This is a genomic window from Thermanaerothrix sp. (genome assembly GCF_056331585.1).
The window spans coordinates 18,432-40,289 of record NZ_JBWGPQ010000010.1 but is presented as its reverse complement, the minus strand read 5'-3'; the positions used below and the strand labels follow the sequence as shown (position 1 = coordinate 40,289).

General features: G+C 50.7%; 18 protein-coding genes. 6 read left to right on the top strand and 12 right to left on the bottom strand.

Going from position 1 to position 21,858, the window contains the following annotated elements:
- Positions 1-8: 8 nt before the first annotated feature.
- From AC01YT_RS05510 to AC01YT_RS05490, 5 genes are all read right to left on the bottom strand, one after another.
- Positions 9-1,856, bottom strand: a complete 1,848-nt coding sequence (locus AC01YT_RS05510) for a cytochrome c oxidase subunit I (RefSeq protein ID WP_476673444.1) — start codon at positions 1,854-1,856, stop codon at positions 9-11.
- Between the two features lie 24 nt (positions 1,857-1,880).
- Positions 1,881-3,305 (bottom strand): cytochrome c oxidase subunit II, encoded by a 1,425-nt coding sequence (gene coxB / locus AC01YT_RS05505; protein ID WP_476673442.1) that lies wholly within the window; start codon positions 3,303-3,305, stop codon positions 1,881-1,883.
- A gap of 165 nt (positions 3,306-3,470) precedes the next feature.
- Positions 3,471-4,127, bottom strand: coding sequence for a response regulator (locus AC01YT_RS05500; RefSeq protein WP_476673440.1), 657 nt, complete (start codon positions 4,125-4,127; stop codon positions 3,471-3,473).
- The gene (locus tag AC01YT_RS05495; RefSeq protein ID WP_476673438.1) at positions 4,124-5,764 is read right to left on the bottom strand and encodes a GAF domain-containing sensor histidine kinase; all 1,641 of its coding nucleotides are present in this window, start codon (positions 5,762-5,764) and stop codon (positions 4,124-4,126) included. The genes AC01YT_RS05500 and AC01YT_RS05495 overlap by 4 nt, the downstream gene beginning before the upstream one ends.
- Before the next feature lie 265 nt (positions 5,765-6,029).
- Complete coding sequence (locus tag AC01YT_RS05490; RefSeq protein WP_476673436.1) at positions 6,030-6,464, bottom strand: c-type cytochrome; 435 nt, start codon at positions 6,462-6,464, stop codon at positions 6,030-6,032.
- Between the two features lie 217 nt (positions 6,465-6,681).
- Between AC01YT_RS05490 and AC01YT_RS05485 the strand changes: the two genes are divergently transcribed.
- Positions 6,682-7,161, top strand: a complete 480-nt coding sequence (locus tag AC01YT_RS05485) for an RrF2 family transcriptional regulator (protein WP_476673434.1) — start codon at positions 6,682-6,684, stop codon at positions 7,159-7,161.
- A gap of 83 nt (positions 7,162-7,244) precedes the next feature.
- Here AC01YT_RS05485 and bcp read toward each other — a convergent pair whose 3' ends face one another.
- From bcp to AC01YT_RS05455, 6 genes are read right to left on the bottom strand one after another with little or no spacing between them, the layout of a single operon-like run.
- Entirely contained in the window at positions 7,245-7,706 is a 462-nt protein-coding gene (bcp, locus tag AC01YT_RS05480; protein ID WP_476673432.1) for a thioredoxin-dependent thiol peroxidase, read from the bottom strand.
- Positions 7,707-7,751: 45 nt separating this feature from the next.
- Positions 7,752-9,722, bottom strand: coding sequence for a molybdopterin biosynthesis protein (locus tag AC01YT_RS05475; RefSeq protein ID WP_476673430.1), 1,971 nt, complete (start codon positions 9,720-9,722; stop codon positions 7,752-7,754).
- A gap of 29 nt (positions 9,723-9,751) precedes the next feature.
- Positions 9,752-10,987: a molybdopterin-binding protein gene (locus tag AC01YT_RS05470; RefSeq protein ID WP_476673428.1), complete on the bottom strand. Its 1,236-nt coding sequence runs from the start codon at positions 10,985-10,987 to the stop codon at positions 9,752-9,754.
- A gap of 3 nt (positions 10,988-10,990) precedes the next feature.
- Positions 10,991-11,938, bottom strand: coding sequence for a UbiA family prenyltransferase (locus AC01YT_RS05465; protein ID WP_476673426.1), 948 nt, complete (start codon positions 11,936-11,938; stop codon positions 10,991-10,993).
- Between the two features lie 9 nt (positions 11,939-11,947).
- Positions 11,948-12,682 (bottom strand): SDR family NAD(P)-dependent oxidoreductase, encoded by a 735-nt coding sequence (locus tag AC01YT_RS05460; RefSeq protein WP_476673424.1) that lies wholly within the window; start codon positions 12,680-12,682, stop codon positions 11,948-11,950.
- Positions 12,683-12,691: 9 nt separating this feature from the next.
- Positions 12,692-13,651, bottom strand: a complete 960-nt coding sequence (locus tag AC01YT_RS05455; RefSeq protein ID WP_476673422.1) for a proline dehydrogenase family protein — start codon at positions 13,649-13,651, stop codon at positions 12,692-12,694.
- A gap of 512 nt (positions 13,652-14,163) precedes the next feature.
- Between AC01YT_RS05455 and AC01YT_RS05450 the strand changes: the two genes are divergently transcribed.
- Genes AC01YT_RS05450 through AC01YT_RS05435 form a run of 4 tightly spaced genes read left to right on the top strand, consistent with a single transcriptional unit; the run spans position 14,164 to position 18,495 of the window.
- The gene (locus tag AC01YT_RS05450; protein WP_476673420.1) at positions 14,164-15,237 is read left to right on the top strand and encodes a hypothetical protein; all 1,074 of its coding nucleotides are present in this window, start codon (positions 14,164-14,166) and stop codon (positions 15,235-15,237) included.
- Complete coding sequence (locus tag AC01YT_RS05445; RefSeq protein WP_476673418.1) at positions 15,234-16,625, top strand: hypothetical protein; 1,392 nt, start codon at positions 15,234-15,236, stop codon at positions 16,623-16,625. Before AC01YT_RS05450 ends, AC01YT_RS05445 begins: the two co-directional genes overlap by 4 nt.
- Positions 16,622-17,569: a carbohydrate kinase family protein gene (locus AC01YT_RS05440; RefSeq protein WP_476673416.1), complete on the top strand. Its 948-nt coding sequence runs from the start codon at positions 16,622-16,624 to the stop codon at positions 17,567-17,569. The genes AC01YT_RS05445 and AC01YT_RS05440 overlap by 4 nt, the downstream gene beginning before the upstream one ends.
- 2 nt (positions 17,570-17,571) lie before the next feature.
- Positions 17,572-18,495 carry a pseudouridine-5'-phosphate glycosidase gene (locus AC01YT_RS05435; protein ID WP_476673414.1) on the top strand — a complete coding sequence of 308 codons (924 nt, stop codon included), beginning with the start codon at positions 17,572-17,574 and terminating at the stop codon, positions 18,493-18,495.
- Between the two features lie 25 nt (positions 18,496-18,520).
- On the opposite strand, the gene AC01YT_RS05430 is transcribed toward AC01YT_RS05435, so the two are convergent.
- Positions 18,521-19,534: a hypothetical protein gene (locus tag AC01YT_RS05430; RefSeq protein WP_476673412.1), complete on the bottom strand. Its 1,014-nt coding sequence runs from the start codon at positions 19,532-19,534 to the stop codon at positions 18,521-18,523.
- 134 nt (positions 19,535-19,668) lie between these two features.
- Here AC01YT_RS05430 and AC01YT_RS05425 point away from each other — a divergent pair, with 134 nt between their 5' ends.
- Positions 19,669-21,846, top strand: coding sequence for a WD40 repeat domain-containing serine/threonine protein kinase (locus tag AC01YT_RS05425; RefSeq protein ID WP_476673410.1), 2,178 nt, complete (start codon positions 19,669-19,671; stop codon positions 21,844-21,846).
- Positions 21,847-21,858: the final 12 nt, after the last annotated feature.

Genomic DNA, 21,858 nt, shown 5'->3' with positions numbered 1-21,858 from the left:
CAACCTCCTCAATCTCCTGCCGGTTGCGTTAAGGGTTCAACATAACGCGACCCCTTTAGACCATAGTCGTAAGGGTCACCCACCACACGGAACGGCTGAGGATAATTGTGCATCGGTGCCGGCGAGGGTAATAACTGCCATTCCGGTGAACGCGATTGCCAGATATTTCCTACCGCCACTTCTCCGCGGCGCAGACTCATCACCAAGTTGATAAAGAAAATCAACACCGATAAACCAATCAAGAAACCGGCAATCGTGATCACTAAATGTGCGGTATCAAACCCTTGTGCTGGGTCATAATCGGCAATGCGGCGGCGCATGCCCATCATACCCACCCACATTTGACCAAATGTCATAACCAGAAACGAAGGAGTCATCAACCAAAAATGCAGCCGCCCCAGAGTCTCGTTTAATTTGCGCCCACTCACCTTAGGAAACCAATAGTAGATCGCTGCAAACAGAGGGAAGATATACCCTCCAAACATCGTGTCGTGAAAATGGCCGACCACGAAATAGGTGTCATGCAAGTGCAAATCAGTCGCGACTACCCCATTAGGCGGGCCACTTAATCCCCCCATGAGGAACACTACAATCGCACCCAGGACAAACAACATTGGTACTGGCGTGCGAATCCGCCCCTGCCATAAGGTAGCCACCCAGCTGAAAAACTTGATTCCGGTGGGTACGGCGACCAAAAGCGTGCTGTACATAAACGGCACCCGCAGGTACTCTTCCATGCCAGAGGTGAACATATGGTGCCCCCATACCAGAAAGCCCACCAACGCAATCCCTAACGAAGACATCGCTACCCAACGGTAACCGAAGAGCGGCTTACGCACAAATACTGGCAGTAACTCACTGATTACCCCCAGTCCTGGCAATACAAAGATATATACCGCTGGATGAGAGTAAAACCAGAAGAGATGTTGGAACAAAATCGGATTTCCACCTTTGGCTGGTTCAAAGAACCCCATACCAAATAAACGCTCAAACATCACCATCTGAAATGAAAGGCCGATCAACTGCGTCGCCGTCAGCGCAATTATCGAGGTGGCCAGGGTTGCCCAGGCGAAAATAGGCATCCGGAAGAGAGTCATCCCCGGCGCCCGCAACCGGATGATCGTAGTAATCAGATTCAAAGCCCCCAAAATGGATGACCAACCATTGAAGAACACACCCACAAAAAACATCTGCATCCCCAACGGAGCCCGAATACTCAACGGAGGGTAAGCCGTCCAACCGGTATCAAAACCCCCCAAGAAAATGGCACTCAGCAACGTAATAGATGCCGGAACCGCGATCCAAAAAGAGAAAGCATTCAGACGCGGGAAGGCCATATCCCTAGCCCCAATCAAGAGCGGTACTAAGAAGTTGGCCATGGCCGCGAAACCTAGTAAGATCGAGATGATCAGCACCATACCGTGCATCCCGATCAGGGTGTTGAAGAAATCCAGCGAGAGAAACTGCATCCCGGATTGAGCCAATTCGGTGCGAAAGATCAGCGCAAATGTACCCCCAATCGCAAGTAATAGTAGAGAGAGCACACCGTACTGAACTCCAATCACCTTATGATCCAAACTATAGCCCAGGTAGCGTTGCCAGCCCGGAGTCTCTTCAATATCCTCAATATCAGGTGTTTCGCGTCCTAAAGCCCAGGCATACCAATCCCTAAAGGCGCCAAGCGCAATCATAAAGCCCAAAACGCCTCCAAACCCACCTACCACCCAGGCCGGTTCAGCCTTCCACGGCAACCCCAATGCCATCCGCACGGCACTCAGCAATCCCACACCAAGAAGAAAGCCTATCACCTGACCAATCAACCCTCGAACGAGCCCAATTGCCCATAAACGTCTCATAATGACCTCCATCAAGTGTCGAAATCAGCGCAGTGTCTTGATATATTCAATAATGTCGTTGATCTGTTGTTCGGAAAGGAGTGACTGATAGTTGCCTGGCATGACATTCGCCGGGAATCCTTTAACAATTTGTGCATTGGGATTGACAATAGCGGTTTTCAGATAAGCCTCATCCACGGCAACCACGGAGCCATCCGCTAATTCATGATCGGTACGGCCAAAAAGTCCTTTCCAGGTAGGTCCAACCCCTGGTGAACCGTCCACCGAATGACATGAAAGACAGCCATTGGTTTGCGCCCACTTTGCCCCGCGTGTCGCCGGGTCGGTGCCAATAGCAGCCAATTGTTCACTGATCCAAGCCTCAAAATCCGCTTGGGAAACCACTACGACCGGGCTTTCCATGTAAGCGTGCGAGGTGCCACAAAGTTCCGCACAACGCACCTTGAACTCGCCGATCATCGTTGGGGTAACACGCAATTCCCGTTCGAGGTTCTCGCCAGGGAGCGCATCCTGCTTCACCCGAAATTCGGGTACCCAAAATGAGTGAATGACATCCAACGAGGTCAAACGTAAATGCGCCTGACGATTAACCGGTAAGTACAATGCATTGGAGACAATACCATATTGCGGATACTCAAAGCGCCAAAACCATTGGCCGGCCACCACTTTGACCTCAACAGCTTGCGGATCCACCCGCCGCGTCTCGGCCAATGCCAGAGAACCAAGATAAGAGAGATAAATCACGATTCCAATCGGGATAATTGTCCACACCACTTCCAGGCCGGTAGAGCCCTTAAGATAAGCCCCTTCCTCTTCACCATCTTTATTCCGTTGGCGGAATACCACCAAACTGTAGCCCAGGAAAACCACAATCAGCGAAAAGAAGAAAGCGATTAGCATAAACTGCAAATTGAAGAGGCGATCAATTGGCTGAGCTTGGGCACTGGCCTGGAGAGGGAGAATGCGAATCGTATTTAACAAGTAATTCATCACGAATGTAGACACAATGACCAAAAACCCGGCAATCGCGAAATGTTTCATCGTCGAAACGCGCTCCTTTCCTGAAGTTCGAGGCTGTGAGTCTAGACTACCCGGTAACGAAAGCCAATTTTCTGCCTGGGAAGGGGTAAGGATGCGGCGATCATAAACAACGACCGACCCGCCCTCGTGTAATGAAACCAACATCACCTGCATCGCCCGATTGCCACTGATAAATAGATCCATAAAGCGTTTGCGGTCTAGCGAGCGGTCATCGTAATCAAGGATGACTAGGTCGGGCAACCAAGACTCGAGAAGAAGCAGAGTTTCCTCCATCGTTGCCACAACCCGAATCTCAAATTGGCGACCCTTCCACTGCTGATGAATCAAACGTTCTAGCCCCCGCCCGAAGAGCGGATTGGCTGAAGCAATCAATACCCTGCGCACTCCATCTACCTGATGAAAACTCATTACTCCGAAGACCTCTAACCCGAACCTTTTGTACCTACCCACTAATAAAATACACAATTTCCCCCAATAATGTCGAGATTTGATAGACATTAAAGTGGGTTAAAAATATCCCCCTAAATGGGGGATATTTTTATCACCACTTACGACTCAGATACGGGTTTTGATTTAGCCCTCGCGGCGGCGGATCAAACCCAACGCGATGGCTTTACTCACCGCCTCGGTGCGGTTAGACGCCTCAAGTTTTTCTAAGATATGACGAACATGAGTCTTCACAGTGTTATCCGAAATATACAGTTTGGCTGCAATCTGACCCGTCGTTTGACCATCTGCCAGGCACTCCAGCACTTCCAGTTCTCTATCGCTGAGGATCTGGCGATTCGCGATCTCGGATTGATAGGCGATTGCACGGAGCACCGGCGCGGTAACTTCAGGAGAAAGAGCACCTTCTCCCTGATAAACACGCAAAATCGCCTTACGCAATTCTTCTGGTTCCACATTCTTGAGCAAATATCCATCTGCACCACTGCGGATGGCTTGTATAAGGTCTTCCTCATGCTGTGAAACCGTAAGCATCAGGACTTTCGGCGAAGATGGAATTTTGCGCAACACCTCCAATGTACGTAAGCCATCCATATGGGGCATATTAATATCCAGTAGAACGACATCTGGCATGGCATGGCGAATAACTTCGAGCGCCTCCTGCCCATTGCCGGCTTCACCTACGACTTTAAGTTCCGGCATATCGCGTAAAAGCTCAATTAACCCACGCCGGAAAAGCGCGTGATCATCCACAACTACAACACGAACTGCTCGCGTACTCATACCAGTGACTCCTCTACTCGAGATGGTACCTGTAAACGAATAACGGTGCCTTGATAAGGCCGACTGATAATCTGAAATTCAGCCCCAATCAATTCTGCCCGTTCGCGCATACCTCGCAACCCATGCTGTGAAAAATGAGGAACCTCATCCGGGGAAAACCCAATCCCATTATCTCCGATTTCTAAGATCCACTCATTATTCCAGAGGCTAAGCGAGATCCAAGCCCGCGAGGCATGAGCGTGCTTGCGAATATTATTCAAAGCCTCTTGAACGATTCGTAAGAGTTGTGCCTGGACTTCGAGAGGAAGTTCAGGGGACTCCTCGGGAAGATAACATTCAATTTGAAGATTAGAACGCTCGGCCATGCTGGTCGCCACTTGACGAATCCAAGCATTCATATCATCTTGAGGGTTAAAGCGCAGGTTATCCATGACTTGTCGAGTCTCAAGATAAATCTCGGCTAGAGCTTGGTAATGCTGCTGAAGCACGGTTTCTAAGCGTGTAAAGTCTTCCCGATTCAATAGGTTGAGCATCTGCGCCGTATTTAGTTTGAGATAGGCCAAGGTTTGGGCTAAACCGTCATGGATCTCTCGTGCCAGACGCGAACGCTCCATCATCACGACCCGAAACGCCAGATCGTAATGCAATCGCTCGTTCTCAATGATGCGAACCAAAGTTTCTAATAAGAGCTCCATCACCTGATTGATGGACGGATCCCAAGAAGAATCCTTAGCGGGGTAAAGTAGCAATGTTCCAATTACTTTCCCCTCTGAGCCAACAAGTGGGAGCGCCCATCCAGAAGTTCCTTTTATGTCTAAAGCTATCGGTTGGAGATGATTAGATGCTCCCAAAGTATCACTATGTATTTGCGCATGGATTCGACTCATAACCTCGGGGACTGTAAATGGTAACTGTCCCAGAGTGAGAAAAACAGGAAATGTTGGCATCCCGCCCTGGCCGAGGTAGAGAGCAACACCTTCACATTCCACCGTCTGCATCATGCGCCATAAAATCGGCCTAAGCACACTCTCCACATCGGGATGACCCACTCGGGAACCGAGAACCTGAGCATAGACAGCTGCTTCACGGGCTTTCAGGCGACGCAACTCCAAACCGGTCATCACAATAGTAAAAAGGCCTTCCAGCCAATATTTCAAACTCTCCGATACCTCAGAGTTTGTTTCCGTCATATAAAGGTTGACAACGGCTGCCATCCGTCCATTTTGCTTCAAAGGAATACACTCAACCACCTTGGCTCCGGGTACTCCCCCTTGGAGCAGGAAACACCCTTGTTCCAAACCTGCTCGATATACCTGACACTGTTTACAGGTGACGCGGATCTGCCCTCGAGCCAGAGACTTTTCCCAGCTCTCCCGTTCTAGTTCCGTTTCTATTCCTACAGCATAGACACGCAGCGGATGATTCCATTCATCTAACGGAATAAACGTTGCGCCTTTAGCCCCACTGAGCGCAGTTGCCTGCTCCAATGCGGAACGAACAAAACGCTCTTCATCCTCCAAACTGAGCAGGTGATTTATATTCTGCAGAAAAGTTTCACACGTCTTTAATTGAACTTCATCATCCCTAAGACTCAAACTTGGACTCTTCTCGCGATGCCGCCAAAACCATAACGACACAACACCCGAACCCACCCCCAGCAACAAACCTATCGCTGGTAGTTCAAGAAACCCCAACAAACTCAGAAAGCTTAGGGCGGTCAGAAGGGCACCCAAGACAAACAAGCCAATCCATGTGTTTTGGTGTATTCGGACTAATTTAGTCCTCTTACCTAGATTTGACATGCTTCTATTTTAATCCCACTTATCGTATTCTGACGATCCTTTATATAAAGTTAGCCCGGCACATCATCATGCCGGGCTAACTCTCGTAAAGAACTTTGGTTTATTTGAAGGTCTTGATGTAAGTAATAACCTGCCAGATTTCGTCTTCGGTCAAGATGCCTTTCTGGGCCGGCATAGATGAGTTAAAAGGTGCCATTGCGCCGCCCTCAGAAATGCGCCAGAACATGTAATCATCCTTAGCCACCTTGACCAATTCGGCCAAATTGCCGGGATGTGGATCCAGAGCCTGCCCCGCAGGTCCATCCCCTAGCCCTTTCTCACCGTGGCAAGAAGCACAGCGCTGCTCATAGATGGTCTTTCCCGCCGCCACTGCGTTGGCATCATTGGTAGTATAGGGGCTGGTTTTTCCGGCATACTCGGGCGGAGGCGTTGGACGACTCTCCTGTGCTTCCCCACCACCCCCGCTGCCACCGCAAGCTGCCAATACAAGCGCACTGAACATCAACAAGATCACCACAAAGGCAAATTTTTTCATAGGTCCTCCTTTGGACAGGTGAACGATTTCACTTACATATTGATTATATCCTTTGTTCAATTAAGAAAAAGAGGAGAGGAAGGGTGAATTCTAGATCAACCTTAATCATGATTAAGACATTATTCGTGTCAAATTTGTGAATTCGTCACTACCTAAAACGCGTAAAACATACTATTTTGGTAAAGATTTTCGATAAATTCCACTTAGAGGATTGAACATGCTAAAAATCAGCCGACGCTTTGATTATGGTTTACAGGTCATGCTGGCATTGGCTTCAACTGCTGATCGGCGGCCCATTGCCACAGCCACCCTTTCTCGGCAGTTGGATATCCCTCTTCCATTCATGCACCAGATTATCCATACATTAATGCAAAAGGGGCTCATTCGAACCACCCCCGGCCCGCACGGTGGCATTCGTCTGAACCGTGCCCCTAATACGATATCCATGCGGGAAATCATGGAAGCCTTGGAAGGGCCCATTCGACTTTCACCATGTCTAGAAGATTCCTCGGTATGTCCGCGCCAGGATACCTGCTTGTTCATGCCCATTTGGGCCAGCCTACAAAAATCCATTAACGAAACCTTAGAATGTCTAACCCTGAATGACCTCGCCAGGCAATCGCCTCAGAGCATCCTCCAAGAGATTCAGATGCTCAATATCTCGCTTGAAACCTGCCAACCCACGACCTCTGTATAACCCAAGTTGCAAACACAACGATAGAAAACAGCGGTTTTACTATCGATTAGAGCCGCTTTCATTCTTCAGGGCTTTACAAACACTCAAGCGCGCAGAGCAGCGAGAACCTCGGCGCTGTGTCCCTCGGGTTTCACGTTAGGAAAGATTTTCTTGATAAGACCGTTCTCATCGATTAAAAACGTGGTGCGAAGGACGCCTTCGTATTCTCGCCCCATGAACTTTTTCTTTCCCCATACCTCATACAAACGGGACACTTGGTGATCCTTGTCAGAAAGCAGTGTAAAGGGCAGATTATATTTTTGCTTGAACCGAGCATGGGAAGCCGGCGAATCCGGGCTTACCCCGAGGATCACTACCCCTGCCTCGGCATAGACCTGATAATCATCTCGAAAAGAACAGGCTTCCTTGGTGCACCCCGGGGTATCATCTTTAGGGTAGAAATAGAGCACCACGGGTTTACCGCGGAATTCTTGGAGTGAACGTAGCGTTCCCGTCTCATCCGGTAACGTAAAATCGGGCGCGGGCATGTTCACGTCTAAAGTCATTAGGCACCTCCATCAAGTTTATCGGTTGATCGGTTAATAATCTTATCAGCAGGCTTGCACAATGACACCCATTTGTCCAACGTTGTAACCGGGCAGTTGGGCTACGGCGTGGCGAAAACGCGAATCACCCATCAAATCGAAAATAGCGCGAATGCGCTCCTCATCGGCATACTTGCAGGGGATAATCAAATCATAGGCTTCTTGAAATAGAGGAATGAAATCTAAATCCAGCGCTTTTGCCGCCGCTGTTACCCCTAACCCACAATCTGCACGTCCCGAGGCCACAGCGGCAGCCACCGCCAGGTGAGTATATTCTTCTTGCTGGTAGCCCCGAATGACCTCGGGATTGATCCCAAGACGACCTAAATGATAGTCTAGTAACACACGCGTTCCTGCCCCGCGTTGCCGATTGACAAATGTCACGTCGGGACGCGTTAAGTCTTCTAAACCCCGGATGCCCTTGGGATTGCCCGACTGGACGATCAACCCTTGCTCGCGTTCCACCCACCGCACAATCATCACCTTCTCATTCGGTAGATATTGTTGCACATAACGTATGTTATAAATCCCCGTCTCCGGATCTAATAAATGAGAACCAGCCAGATGGGCTTCGCCACGCCGCAAAGCCACCAACCCGCCTAGACTACCCACATTGGCCGAGACCAGTCGCAACCCTCGCTCGGCTAAAAACTGGGCTAAGAGATCAAGCGACATATCATGAGAGCCAATCGCAAAAAGGGTGCGATTCAGATTACGGCTACAGGTATATAACCGTACCCACACTTTTTCCCCCGCCTCGATGCCCTGAACGCCTGATGGTATCACCAGTAAACCATCGGCGCGCACCAATGAGGTGATAACACCAGCCCCTCGTGCTAACGGTGCCGCCACGACTCGTCCCCCGACCTCGCCAACAACCACGCGCACATAATCCTCATCACCTGCAGGGGAGGTAATCTTTCGTGTCAATATGGCTTCAATCTCTTCAGGTTGGGCAGGGGAACGTCCCGTCCACAGAGCAAGCAGCGGTTCAATGAAGATTTCACCCGTCAGAGCCGCTGAGACCGGATAGCCAGGCACACCAAAAATTGGGACTTTATCTCCCGGTGGCGCGCCGGGGCGAGAGAGCATGCCGAAAATCACCGGATGACCGGGACGAACGGCTACACCATGGAAAAGCAATTCCCCCAATCGTTCAATTACCCGTGCCGAGAAATCCTCGGAACCCGCCGAAGAACCCGCATTGAGCAAAATCAAATCACTCTCACGAGCCGCTTCCTGCACTTGTTCCAGGATCAATTCCTCGTCATCCGGGGTGATCGGAAAATGAATTGGCTCCCCTCCCCAGGTGGTCACCTGAGCGGCCAGAACCAAGGAATTAAACTCAATAATGTCACCCGGCTTCACTGGCTGCCCAATCGGGATGAGTTCATCCCCGGTTGGAATAATCGCAACCCGTGGTTTGCGGGTAACGGTCACCTTTGTATGCCCACACGCGGCAATTGCCCCTAAATCTACCGCTCGTAAAACATGCCCGGCTGGAAGGACCAACTGAGTTGCCACAATATCCTCACCCATCGGGCGCACGTGGCTCCAGGGTGTCAGGGCAGCCCTAAGACGGATCATATAAGGATGACGTGGATCATCTGCCGGCTGCCCCGCGCTGTTTAAGGCTTCTACCTGCTCAATCGGCACCACCGCATTCGCCCATTGCGGTAAAATGTCTCCCGTATCCACATAAGCGGCTTGGGAACTAACCAGCAAGGTAATTGGTGCTGTTGGCATAGCCCCAGCAGTGTCTTCAGCACGAATGGCAAACCCATCCATGGCTGCGGAATGATAATGAGGGGAGGAAAGGCGAGCCCAAATGGGTTCAGCAGTTACCCGCCCCACCAGGGCTTCGGATAAAGGCAAAGTTTCCTTCCCCAAGACCCCCCACAATCCTGCCGATTGGAGAGCCTCACGAATACGCCTTTGGGCTTCGGTTAATGGAATATCATAAAGATAGACCGCCATTGCGAAGTTCCTCTTCTATAAATACAAGCTTATAACAACCACACCTCAGCGGCAGCGCCCAACCCCAACCCAGTGGCATCCGCGGGGATACGCAGCACTCCATCTGCACGCACGAGAGAGAAAATTAAGTTGCTTTTGTAAAAAATGGGTTCGGCCAGATAACCTTCATGAGTTTCAATTAACCGCACCGGGACATAATCCTCTCTCCCGGCTTGGGAGGGAAGGTTAATGGTCAACCGAGCCTGCACCCGGGCTCGCGGTCGCCGTAGTTTAACCCCCGACAGTTTATCCAACACCGCCGGAAGAAATAAACTGGCCACGACTAAGGCGCTTACCGGATTGCCAGACAGTCCCAACACAGGCTTCCTGTTGCAGACGGCTAATATCGTGGGCTTTCCGGGCCGGATATTGATACCGTGTACTAAAACCCCCGGCGGCCCCATTTCATCCATTACCCGTGCGGTCAGGTCGCGCGTACCAATAGAAGAGCCCGCGGAGATGATGACCATTTGACTTTCACTTAGAGCACGGTTCAATGCCTCCCGCAATGCTTCTTCGCGATCAGGGACGATACCATAGCGCTGGGGAATTCCTCCAAGCATGTCTACCAAAGCACCGATAGAATAGCTATTGATATCCCGTACCTGTGCCATACCCAGAGGTTGATCGGGCGGGATCACCTCATCGCCGCTAGAAATAATTCCCACCCGAGGTCTCTTGGCTACGCGCAATTTTGTGATTCCTAACCCCATCAGGCCTCCAATTTCCGCCGGGCGTAAACGCACCCCCGCCGGGATCACCTCGTCGCCTACCTGAACATCCTCGCCCACTTTGAGCACGTTTTCACCCACCGCCACTGCGCGCAAGACCTCGATCTCACCCGGCAGTGTCACTTGGGTATGCTCAAGCATGACCACTGCATCCGCCCCTTCCGGCAACATTCCGCCGGTATAAATCAAGGCGGCTTGCCCAGGTTGCAGGACGAAATCAGGCGCCTTTCCCATCCCTACTTCACCCACCAGCCTCAGGTAGGTCGGCAGGCTATCGCTCGCCCCAAAGGTATCCGCGGCGCGCACTGCATACCCATCCACAGTGCTACGCGGAAAAGACGGCATCGGCTCTGGCACACGAATACCCGCGATAGTCACCCGACCCAATGCCTCTGTGGTTGGAATGTCTTCTCCGTCCGGTTCAGAGTCAGAAAGAGCATTCAACCAACGTTCCAGCGCAGCCTGAGGGGAAAGCAAGGTGAGAAACTCTCTCATCGGTTACCCCATCCAAAGAGAAAAGGTCAATAAGTAAACCGTCAAGCCCACCGTCGCATAGGCGGTGAGTCGCAGTAAAGGCCAACGCGTCGGTGCTCCATTGCCAATCTGCCACATCTGCCACGCCTGAAAGGCACCCAATGGCAAAGTCAGCATGGTAGGCCAAAGCACCGACCAGGAAAGGCCCATCAAGGCAGAGATTCCCAATAAGAGATAGGCTAACGGTACCAAGATATTATGCACCAACATACCTCGTTGCCATCCTAACCGCACCATCATAGTCGTATACCCCTGCTTTAGATCGCGGTAATAATGCTCCAGCGATAGCGCCATCATCGTGGCTAAACACAATAACGTTAGAGGGAAGGTAAGCAAACCCAGTAAATGCGCATCTATCTCGCCTGAAAGCAGGGCAAACGCAAACGCCGGGGTTAGATTGGCCAGAAAAAAAGCCATCAACAGTTCCCCATACCCGCTGTATGCCAGGCGTAAAGGGGGAACACTGTAAAAGAACGTTACCCCAAACGCCACCCCCAGAAGTAACATGGCCGAGACATTAAGGGCCCCCCGCGTTAAGAGTAAAACGGTTATTACCGCCCCGATACTGAGGGTCGTTAATCCGGTTTGCAGGAAAACCGACCGGGGCAATACAGCCTCCTCCGGGATCTTCTCTTGCTCTTCTTCACTTTCTTTCTTGTTATTAGGTTGTCGAGATGAAAGTAAAGACTCGTTCTCGCTAGCTCGATCATAAAACGCCTTCAATAAGGCACTGCTCATCTGTAGTAACGTGATGCAGGCCTGACCCAACCAATAATCAACCCCCGAAAAGGGCTGGTTACGAAAATTAACGATCCCGGCACCTAACGCAAAGAACAAAATCCCAGCCATTAAGGCAAGAGGATTAACAACACGAATCCATTGCCATAACGGAGAAGCGAGGAATCTGCGCATGGGTGTCCCTTAGAGTAAATGGTAGCCGCTATCTACATATAGGGTTTGGCCTGTGATTTGCGGGTTCTCGATTAAGAACAACACTGCCTGCGCTACAGCCTCCGGACGAACAGGCTGACCCAAGGGTAAACGTTGCTTCAACCGATCCCATTCCTCACTGGACATCTCAACTCCAGGTGTAATCATTCCAGGAGCAACCGCATTGACCCGTATTCCTGGCGCTAGAGTTTTGGCCAGCAACCGAGTGAGGTGATCTAAAGCACCTTTAGAGAGCACATACGCCCCATATGTCGTCCACAAGCGTTGCGCGCCACAATCGGTAAGGTTAATAATAACCCCACCCGATGCTTGCATCAATGGAACTGCTGCGCGAGCACATAGCCATGCCCCGCGCAAGTTAAGTGAAAACACATCCTCCCATGTTTCACAAGAGGTTTCTAATAGTGTTCCTCGCGAAATAAGGCCAGCGGCGTAAACCAAGACTTGCAACGGATATCCCCAAGACTGCACCCGTTCAAACAACAATCCAATTTGCTCTTCCTCTCTAAGGTCGGCCGAGACCAAAAAAGTTGGCCGCCCCTGTTTCTCAATTTGGGTGGCCAACGTCAATGCGTTTTCCCGAGAGCGAAAATAATGCAACGCCATCGCATACCCATGTTCCGCCAATGCCTGCGCAATCGTCCTTCCCAGGGTTCCCGAAGCCCCTAAGATCAAGGCTAAAGGGTAAGACGATGGCGCTGCCATATCGCTACCTCAGCGGCGGAAAAAGTTAGAGACAAAAAACCATAAGTTAGCCGGTCGCTCAGCTAATCGGCGCATAAAATAGGGATACCAATGGGTACCAAAGGGCACATAAATGCGCACCGGGTAGCCCGCGCGAACCAATTCCTGCTGCAAATCACGCCGAATGCCATAAAGCATTTGAAATTCCAAAGCGGTTTTAGGTAATCCCAGGCGTTCCGCGCGCTGTTGAGCATAGCGAATTCGGGCTTCATCATGGGTAGCCAGTGCTGGAATGGGAGGAATACGTCCATCGGCACTGATTTGAGGAACACCTGCTTCCACAACACCTTGGAGTAACACATCGGTCAAACGATCGAAATTAGCATCCACATCCTGCTTACGTGGATAGGCAATTTCGGGAGGCTCTTTATAGGCCCCTTTGACCAAACGAATGGGAACCCGCCTTTCGACTAAGCGTCGGGTATCCCGTTCACTACGGTAAAGATAGGACTGAATAGCTACTCCCACATTGGTATATCCTTGATCATAGCACCAATGGATCAGGTCGAGTGTGGCATCCACCAAGGAAGAATCCTCCATATCAACGCGTACAAAATTCCCTAAAGACTTGGCGTGGGAAACAATACGCTCTAGGTTTTGACGGCAGAGAGCCCGATCAACCGTCAGACCGATGGCGCTCAACTTGACCGATACATTAGCGTGCAAATTTCTGCTGGCAATGTCCTCAAGGATGGCTAGCGTCGCCTCGGTCGCTCGGTGAGCCTCTTCGGCATCCGTTGTATGCTCTCCCAAGTAATCTACCGTTGCGTTCAGCCCTGCTGCATTGAGGTTCTGAATAACCTGCATAGCTTCTTCCAAGGTCTCCCCCGCAATAAAGCGAGAAGCAACCTTCCAAGCCACTTTCCAACGCGTCACTAAGCGTTTGGCCCATTCGGCTTTCGAAAGGGAAATCAACAATGCACGCAGCATACATTGATCCTCTTTTCTATCGGGAATTCATTTTGATGGCGAAGCGATTTTCTAAGCGTTGCCTTTATCATTGTATGACCAATTCTTACCGCTGCCCAGTGACAAAATTCCTCGGTTTTTGAACCGCCTGTTCAATTCTAATTTGATAAAATCTATATCGAAGACAGGGATAGGGCATGAGAAGCGGATTCAAGCGCTATAAAACTATTTTTTTACCCATAATTTTTGGACTCGTAATTTTGCTTGGGTCATTTCTACTTGCCCCTGAGGGACTTATACAGAGGTCTTTGAGATTTATTTTTAACCTGACCCTTTTAGGGATAGGAACAGTTCTTTGGCTGGCTTTCTTCTCTCAATTTACGCTTCCTGTTCGGGGTCTCCAAGACCGGATCAACGCATTTCTGCACCTCATATACTATGTTACTGGTATTCATGGTCCAATTGCATTTATCGAAAACGGTCAAAATCCTCGTCCGGTCTCGAAAAGATCAAATGGCCCAGGATTGTTGGTATTGGATACGGCCAGTGCAGCACTTTTACGTACAAACCAGCGTTTTACTCGGGCAGTGGGTCCCGGCGTCGTTTTCACTCAACCCAGAGAACAAATTGCCGATGTGGTGGATTTGCGGCTCTGCGGTCAAATAATTGGCCCCAGACCTAATGAAGATCCTTTTGCCCCCCGTCAACCAGAAGAAAGCCAGGCAGAATACGAAAGCCGTGTACGCCGCAGCAATGAAACGCGCGCCGTCACACGAGATAACTTCGAAATAATTCCCCAAATTGAGGTGATTTTCCGCCTCGATACTCGTCCGGGCTTGGGTAATTCTGAGTTTGGTTATGACCCTTTAGCGGTTGAGCGGGCTATCCTTGGGCAAGTTGTCAATGCCAACCTTCCTCTTGATACCCCCAACCGATTGATCCGCTGGGATCAACTGCCGGCACAATTAGCAGCTGAGGTATGGCGTGACCTAGTTGCACGCTTGACCCTGGATGACCTTTTTCCCCTCACCCTCAAAAAACAACGGGTTCAGGGCTTAGCAAACGTGGTTCAAATAATCAATGAGCGTCTTACCCAACCGGAAGTATTGGACCTTGATGTCACTGGTAATCAAAAAAATGGTAAAGTGCCCAGTCGAGAATATCAAATCCTCGCAAATCGAGGGATTAAGGTGTTTTCGGTTAACCTTCTTAACGTAAAATTGCGCCCTGAAACAGACCGAGAACTCGTCAATCGCTGGAGTGCAGAATGGCTTACCTACGCCCGCCAGGAGCGCGAGCAAATTGACATCCTGCGTCGAACCCTGGTCGAAGAAGCCCGCAATCAGGCCTGGAATATTTTTATCGAATCTGCAACTCGCAACTTTGCCGATGAGATATTACCATCTTCCCCCGTTCCCTTACTCGCTTCACCCCACGGTTCCAATTTCAATGCTAACCTTACCGAGACCATGCGTTCAACCTTACTCTGTCTCTTGCACGGTCACCTTACCCTCCTTCATGACCGTCCAAACCTAAAGGCCTTAACCTATGATGAGGAAAATCAAATTAAAGAATTAATCATGCTCCTTGAAGCCCGATACCTATGAGAATCACCCCACCCATTCGCCGCTTTCTGCTTCTGATACCCATATGGCTCTGCTTTTGGTTGGGCGTTGCGTGGATTAATTTACTATCCTCTCCTTTGGGAATAGGGCAAGATCCCCTGCACCAAACCATGCGCCTTTTAGTGACTTCCATGTTCGCACCTCATGTATTGGTGGTGGTCTTCCTGCCGTTTTGGCTAGGATTGGAATGGGCGGCTCATTACCAAAGCGAAATCTTTTCTCTGCCTCAGCCGGGTATTAGTCGCCACTTTTTACTCTATACTAGCCTTGGTCTTGCGCCTCCACCATCTTTAAATATCAATAGTGAAGAGCCCAGCACACATCACAAGCAAAACCCAATACTGTTGATAGGAGGCCCCGGTGTAGTAACCTGTTCTGCTGAAATGGCTGCTGTCTTTGAACGTCCCGACGGCACACCTCATTTTATCCTTCCAGGTACAAGGGTGAAGATTGCACCTTTTGAACGCTTGCGTCAAACCTTTGATTTGAGAGATCATGTATGCCAATACGAGGACATTCAAGGGCGCAGCCGAGATGGGATTCGTATCTCACTCCAAGATGTGCGAGCTTTATTCTGTATCTGGCGCCGCTTTCCCCAACCTCACAATCTTCAAAATCCTTTCCCGACTTATTACCAAAATCTTTACCGACTCACATTCTGGCAATTACCCGGCCCTTGGACCAATTCAATGCGCCACCTCGTCATGCGCCAAATCCAGAAACAGATCCAGTCACGCCCCTTTGGGGAGCTGTTTGCCGGAATTGGTCAGCCCGAAATTCGCCAATTTGTTGAGCTGCAAACCCGGATCACCCAAATTCAATGGGCTAATCCACTGAAGCGTCCCCTCCGCTTCATCTACGATGCTGAATTGTCCCCGCCCATCTCCATTCCCAACCGTCTGACGCGCCCCGACCTCACACGCTTCTTTGATGATTTTGCACTTGAATTCTCTCAAATGGCTCTTAACAAAGGTGTACGGTTAGAATGGATCAACGTTGGAGCCTGGAATACCCCTGAACCGATTATCTGGGAACAACACCTCGAAGCGCTGAAAATCACCCGCGAGAATTTGCGTCTGGGAAATCCCGTTGCATTACGCAAATGGAGAGAGCAGAATACCAATCAAGCCCTCGCCCACCACCTCCGCGAAACCCTCATTATGATTTCTGCAGTCTTAAGTCAACCTACTGCTGAGCCCGAGGAGCGCTTGTTTCAACTATTGAGCCTCTATTATGGCCTCCTCAAAAATACCCTCGAACGCTATAATCAGGCATCAATTCCTCCTGAGGTTCGTAACGCTCTGGATATGATAAAAAAGTGTTTGGATGCTTATATGGATCAACATGGACAGGTTCGATTTTTATCATGAATCAGACTCTCTCGATGGATAAACGCCTACTTGTCTTAGGAGCAGCCACTTTGGATACGGTTGGCCGCTCTTTTGAGAATTTACAACCCGGGACGTCGGTTCCCGGTCAAGTTCGGCCATCCTTTGGAGGAGTGGCCCGCAATGTCGCCGAAAATCTGGCCCGATTGGGCTTGCCGGTAAGTCTGATCAGCGCTGTTGGGGATGACCCAATCGGGCGACAGTTATTAGAATACACCGCCAAGATAGGTGTGGACACCTCGGCATGCCTCAGGGTAAGGGATTATGGAACAGCATCCTATGTCGCCCTGCTGGGTAAAGAAGGTGACCTGCGGTATGGATTGGATGATATGCGCATCCTTTCCTGCCTGAGCGCAGAATATATAAAATCCCAGGCAGCCCTTTTCCAAAGCGCCAGTCTTATATTCGTAGACGCCAACCTTTCTACACCGGCATTACGAGCCGTCTTTCAATTGGCTCGACGGGCAAAATTACCCATCTTCGCAGATGCAACTTCAGTATCTCTCGCCCCGAAACTACTCCCATTTTTACCTCGCCTTACCTTCCTCACCGCTAACCGGTTAGAAGCCACTGCGCTTCTACAGGGTGCTATTGAGGTTAACGATCGTTTCTCAGCCCTTGAGGCCGCACGGACATTCATTCGTATGGGAGTACAAATTGCCATCATCGCCTTGGCCGAGTTTGGGGTATGCTATGCCACCTCTGAAACCAGTGGGCACGTGCCGGCCATCCGTACACGTGTCATTGACCCAACCGGTGCCGGTGATGCCATGACCGCAGCCATCATCTTCGGACTGACCAACGGGATGGATATTGATGAAGCTGTCCGTTTGGGGGTTTCTGCCGCCAGTTTAACCCTCAGTCACCCGGGATCAGTTTCCCCTCAACTTTCGCTTGAAAGTCTCTATGAAAGGTTAATCATCTAATTATGAAAAATTATCTCCGTATCCATCCTGAGATCCGCCACGCCCTCGAGTATGGACAACCTGTTGTAGCATTAGAGTCCGCCGTTATCACTCACGGGCTCCCCTATCCCGAAAACGTTCAACTTGCTGAGGAACTAGAGCAAACCATTCGCAAAGAAGGGGCCATCCCAGCGACCATTGCCCTTTTGGATGGGTTCATTCAGGTTGGCTTAAGCGCCGAAGAACGGGAGCGCTTAGCCACCGCCACCCCAAAACGCAAGATCAGTATTCGCGATATCGGCATTGCCCTGACGCGCAAAGAAGCCGGCGGAACCACAGTTGCCGCGACCCTCCATATCGCCCACCAGAGTGGCATCAAAGTCTTTGCCACCGGTGGCATCGGTGGTGTCCACCGTGAAGCCCCGTTTGACGTATCAGCCGATCTCCCCACCCTCGCCAAAACACCCCTGGTTGTTGTTTCGGCAGGGGCAAAGGCGATTTTAGATCTGCCAGCCACTCTTGAAGTATTAGAAACCATGGGGGTGCCGATCATCGGCTATCAAACAGATGAGTTCCCGGCTTTCTATTCCCGTGAAAGCGGTTTACCCGTCAACGTGCGCGTGGAAGATCCAAAGGACATTGCCGCAATCGCTAAAGCGCAGTGGGAGTGTCAGTTGAACAACGCCATTCTTGTGGTCAATCCACCCCCACACGAAACCGCCCTTCCTCGAGCGGCTATTGAAGCAATCATCCAACGGGCCGTCCACGAGGCTTTAGACCGAGGCATCCGCGGTGCTGAAGTCACCCCCTTCTTGCTGGCACGGGTCAGTGAACTCAGCGGGGGCGAGAGCCTGAAAGCCAATTTGGCCCTGCTTAAAAATAATGCCCAATTGGCCGCCCAGATTGCACATTCTCTTTACACACCGCGCCCCCTCTATAGTGCCTAGATCAAAATACAACTAATCCACTAACCTAAGGGCTAACAAACGTAGCCGTTGGCCAGCGGGTATCGGTCGGGCGTGGTGTTAAAGTCGGTCGGGGTGTGGAGGTTGGGGGAAGCGTCCGCGTTGCCGTCGGTGTCAGCGAAGGCCGTGGTGTTGGTGTAACGGTCGGAGTCGGCGAAGGTAATGGAGTTCGGGTTGAGGTCGGAGTGAGTGTTATCGTTGGTGTAACACTCACCGTTGGTGTGGGAGAACGAGTTGGCGTCGAGGTGGGTGGGTTTCCAATCACTGTAAAGCGACCCGAAGTCTTCCATTGCGAACCCACAAAAATCTGGACCTCATAATCACCAGCCTGCCAATCCTCCGGCTGCGGTGAGCAATCGGTGTAGCCGAACCCCCCGGTTCCACCATCCCAGGGTTTCGTCTCATAGCAGATTCGCTGCCCATCACTAAGACGATACCAAATAGCCGTCCACTGTGAACCCGGCACCATTTGATCATACGAAAATGTGCCATAGAGCGTTTTAATGGGTTGTTGAAACTCCACCCGAGGATTGACTGGTTGAAAAGCATCATCTACCGCACGGGCAAACTGCAATGGACTGAACACCGCGCCCGGATTCGGCGTAATGGTGTTCTGGATTTGAGTTGCAATATCTTCGGGTAAGAAGGGTGTAGGCGTAATCGAAGGAGTATCCGTAATTGTAGGGGTTAAGGTGATGGTTGGGGTCAAGGTAATCGTAGGAGTCAACGTAATCGTTGGGGTAAGCGTAACCGTTGGCGAGGGAGGAAATACGCGATAAAGGGCGGGCTCCGCGTATCGGTTGGTCAAGAAAGCCATGCCCCCTAAAGCCAAAGCCAGAAAGATGAGTCGCCACCCTAGCGCCACCCGCGCACGGCGAATGCGGAAATAGGTCAAACGACGTGCGCCTTTGATCGTGCGCACCCCTAGCCAGAAACTTAAGATCAGACCCAACACCAACAGGAAAAGGACGGTTTGAACAGCAGAACGAATATCAAGGGACATAGGCATATCAAGGGACATAGGCGAATGATCTCCTAAAATGGCTTTTCGATTATAGCATGGGTTGAAAAGCATTCTTAAACCCCTAGCAGAACCGATAAACTTAATCTCAAGTTTATTGTGAGGTTTGCCAGGAAACCGTTAAAATTGAAACGATGGCACTGACTCCAGGCACGCTACTCAACCGACGCTACCGGATAACCTCAATCTTAGCCCAAGGGGGAATGGGGGCCATCTATCACGCTGTTGACGAAAACTTAGGAATTCAAGTAGCCGTTAAGGAAAATCTGTTCTTGGCTGAAGAATATGCGCGCCAATTCCAGCGCGAAGCCAATATTCTTGCCAGCTTGCGTCACCCTAATCTCCCTCGGGTTATAGACTATTTTTCTATACCCAACCAGGGTCAATACCTGGTTATGGACTACATTGAGGGTGAAGATTTACGCCAACGCATTGAACGTTTGGGCACGTTGAATGAAAACGAAGTCGTCCTGATCGGCATCGCCATTTGCAACGCTTTAGAATACCTCCACTCACGCAAGCCCCCCATCATCCACCGCGACATCAAGCCCGGAAATATAAAGATCACCCCCGAAGGGAAAGTGGTATTGGTTGATTTTGGCCTGGCCAAACTCATGTTGGAAGATCAGCGCACAACCGCGGGTGCTCGTGCCATGACGCCAGGCTACTCACCTCCTGAACAATATGGGGTTGCTCCCACCGATGCTCGAACTGATATTTACTCCCTCGGGGCAACTTTATATGCGGCTCTGACAGGTGTTATCCCCGAAGATGGCTTGGCCCGCCTCACTAGCCACGCTGAGCTAACCCCAATTCGACAATTAGCACCCAAAGTGTCACGCCGCTTAGCCAACACGATAGAAAAAGCGCTGGCTATAGAACCTGAAAGTCGCTTTCAAACCGCAACAGAATTCAAACGGGCCCTGATGGATGCCAGCAACTTACCCCCTCTCTTGGACGAATTGACCGTTGTTCCCCCGCCTCAGGTTGTGCCTGTTCTTCCCGTTGCGAGCCCTGCTCAGCAAGGGGAGAAGATCCTTACCCAACCCATCCCCACCTCAAGTCCTATTTACCACTCAACACCACGGCCCGTTCTTCGAAAAAATCGTCGTCGTATCTGGCGCGTGCTTGGGACAATCGGAATGGTTATCCTAATCACCCTTTTATTTTTCTTGGTCCCAGCGATTCCACAATGGGTACGAGGCCAAATTCTAGTGCTTCCGAACGGGTTAACCTTCCTCACGCCGCCCGCGCCAACTTACCCCCAGCCCACTCAACCACTTGAACCATCACAGACCAGTGTCTTCTCCGTTGCTCAAGATATCCCCACCACAACCACCACCCCTCCCTTCTTTACCCCTTCGCCTGAGGGTATCACGCCTTCTCCCACTTCATTTTGGGTCACCGAAACCCCAACTTCATCCCCGACTCCTTTCGGTGGGAGCGGCGAGATTGCTTTTGCATCAAACCGCACCGGTATCATGCAAATTTGGCTAATGAATGCCGATGGCACCAATCAGCGACCCATCACCAGTTTACCCGATGGCGCTTGCCAACCCGCATGGTCACCAGACGGTCAACGCTTAGCATTTATCTCACCCTGTCGCGAAAAACGCAACCTCTATGAGGGTACCAAAATTTATATCTTGGATCTTGCTGACGGTGGAACACCCGAACCACTTCCCTTGCCCCCCAGCCCAGCCGCCGATTTTGATCCCGCCTGGTCCCCTGATGGTCGTAGAATTGCATTCACTTCTTTACGAGGGGGTCAGCCGGATATTTACGTCTATAATCTTGAAAATGGCATCTTGCTCCGCCTCACTGATACACGCTATGTGGAGAAACAACCCGCCTGGTCCCCTACTGGCACTCAGATTGCCTTCGTCCGCGAAGCACCTTATGGTCAAATCTGGCTTATGTCGGATACTGGTCAATACCCCCAGCGGTTTACTATGAGTGGTGAATTCAATAATCTGTGGCCTGCGTGGAGTCTGGATGGAAGTGTGATTTTTTACAGCCAGATGAAACCCTCATCTAATGTGCCCTGGCTGATGAGCCTGCGCTATGAGGACCGCAATACTCCCAACGAAGTACGCATTCCCCCTAAAAATGAACCTGATGTCGGTCCGGTCTCAAAGGTTAGTTTGTCCCCCGATGGGATGTGGTTAGCGTTTGAATCCTGGCCCGATGGCACCAATCACGATATCTATCTCATGACCATCAATGGTGGCAACCGCATTCGTCTAACCACCGACAAGGACTTCGACTTTGGGGCTGCCTGGCGTCCTCCTCTTCGTCAACCATATCCTTAAAACAACCCGATA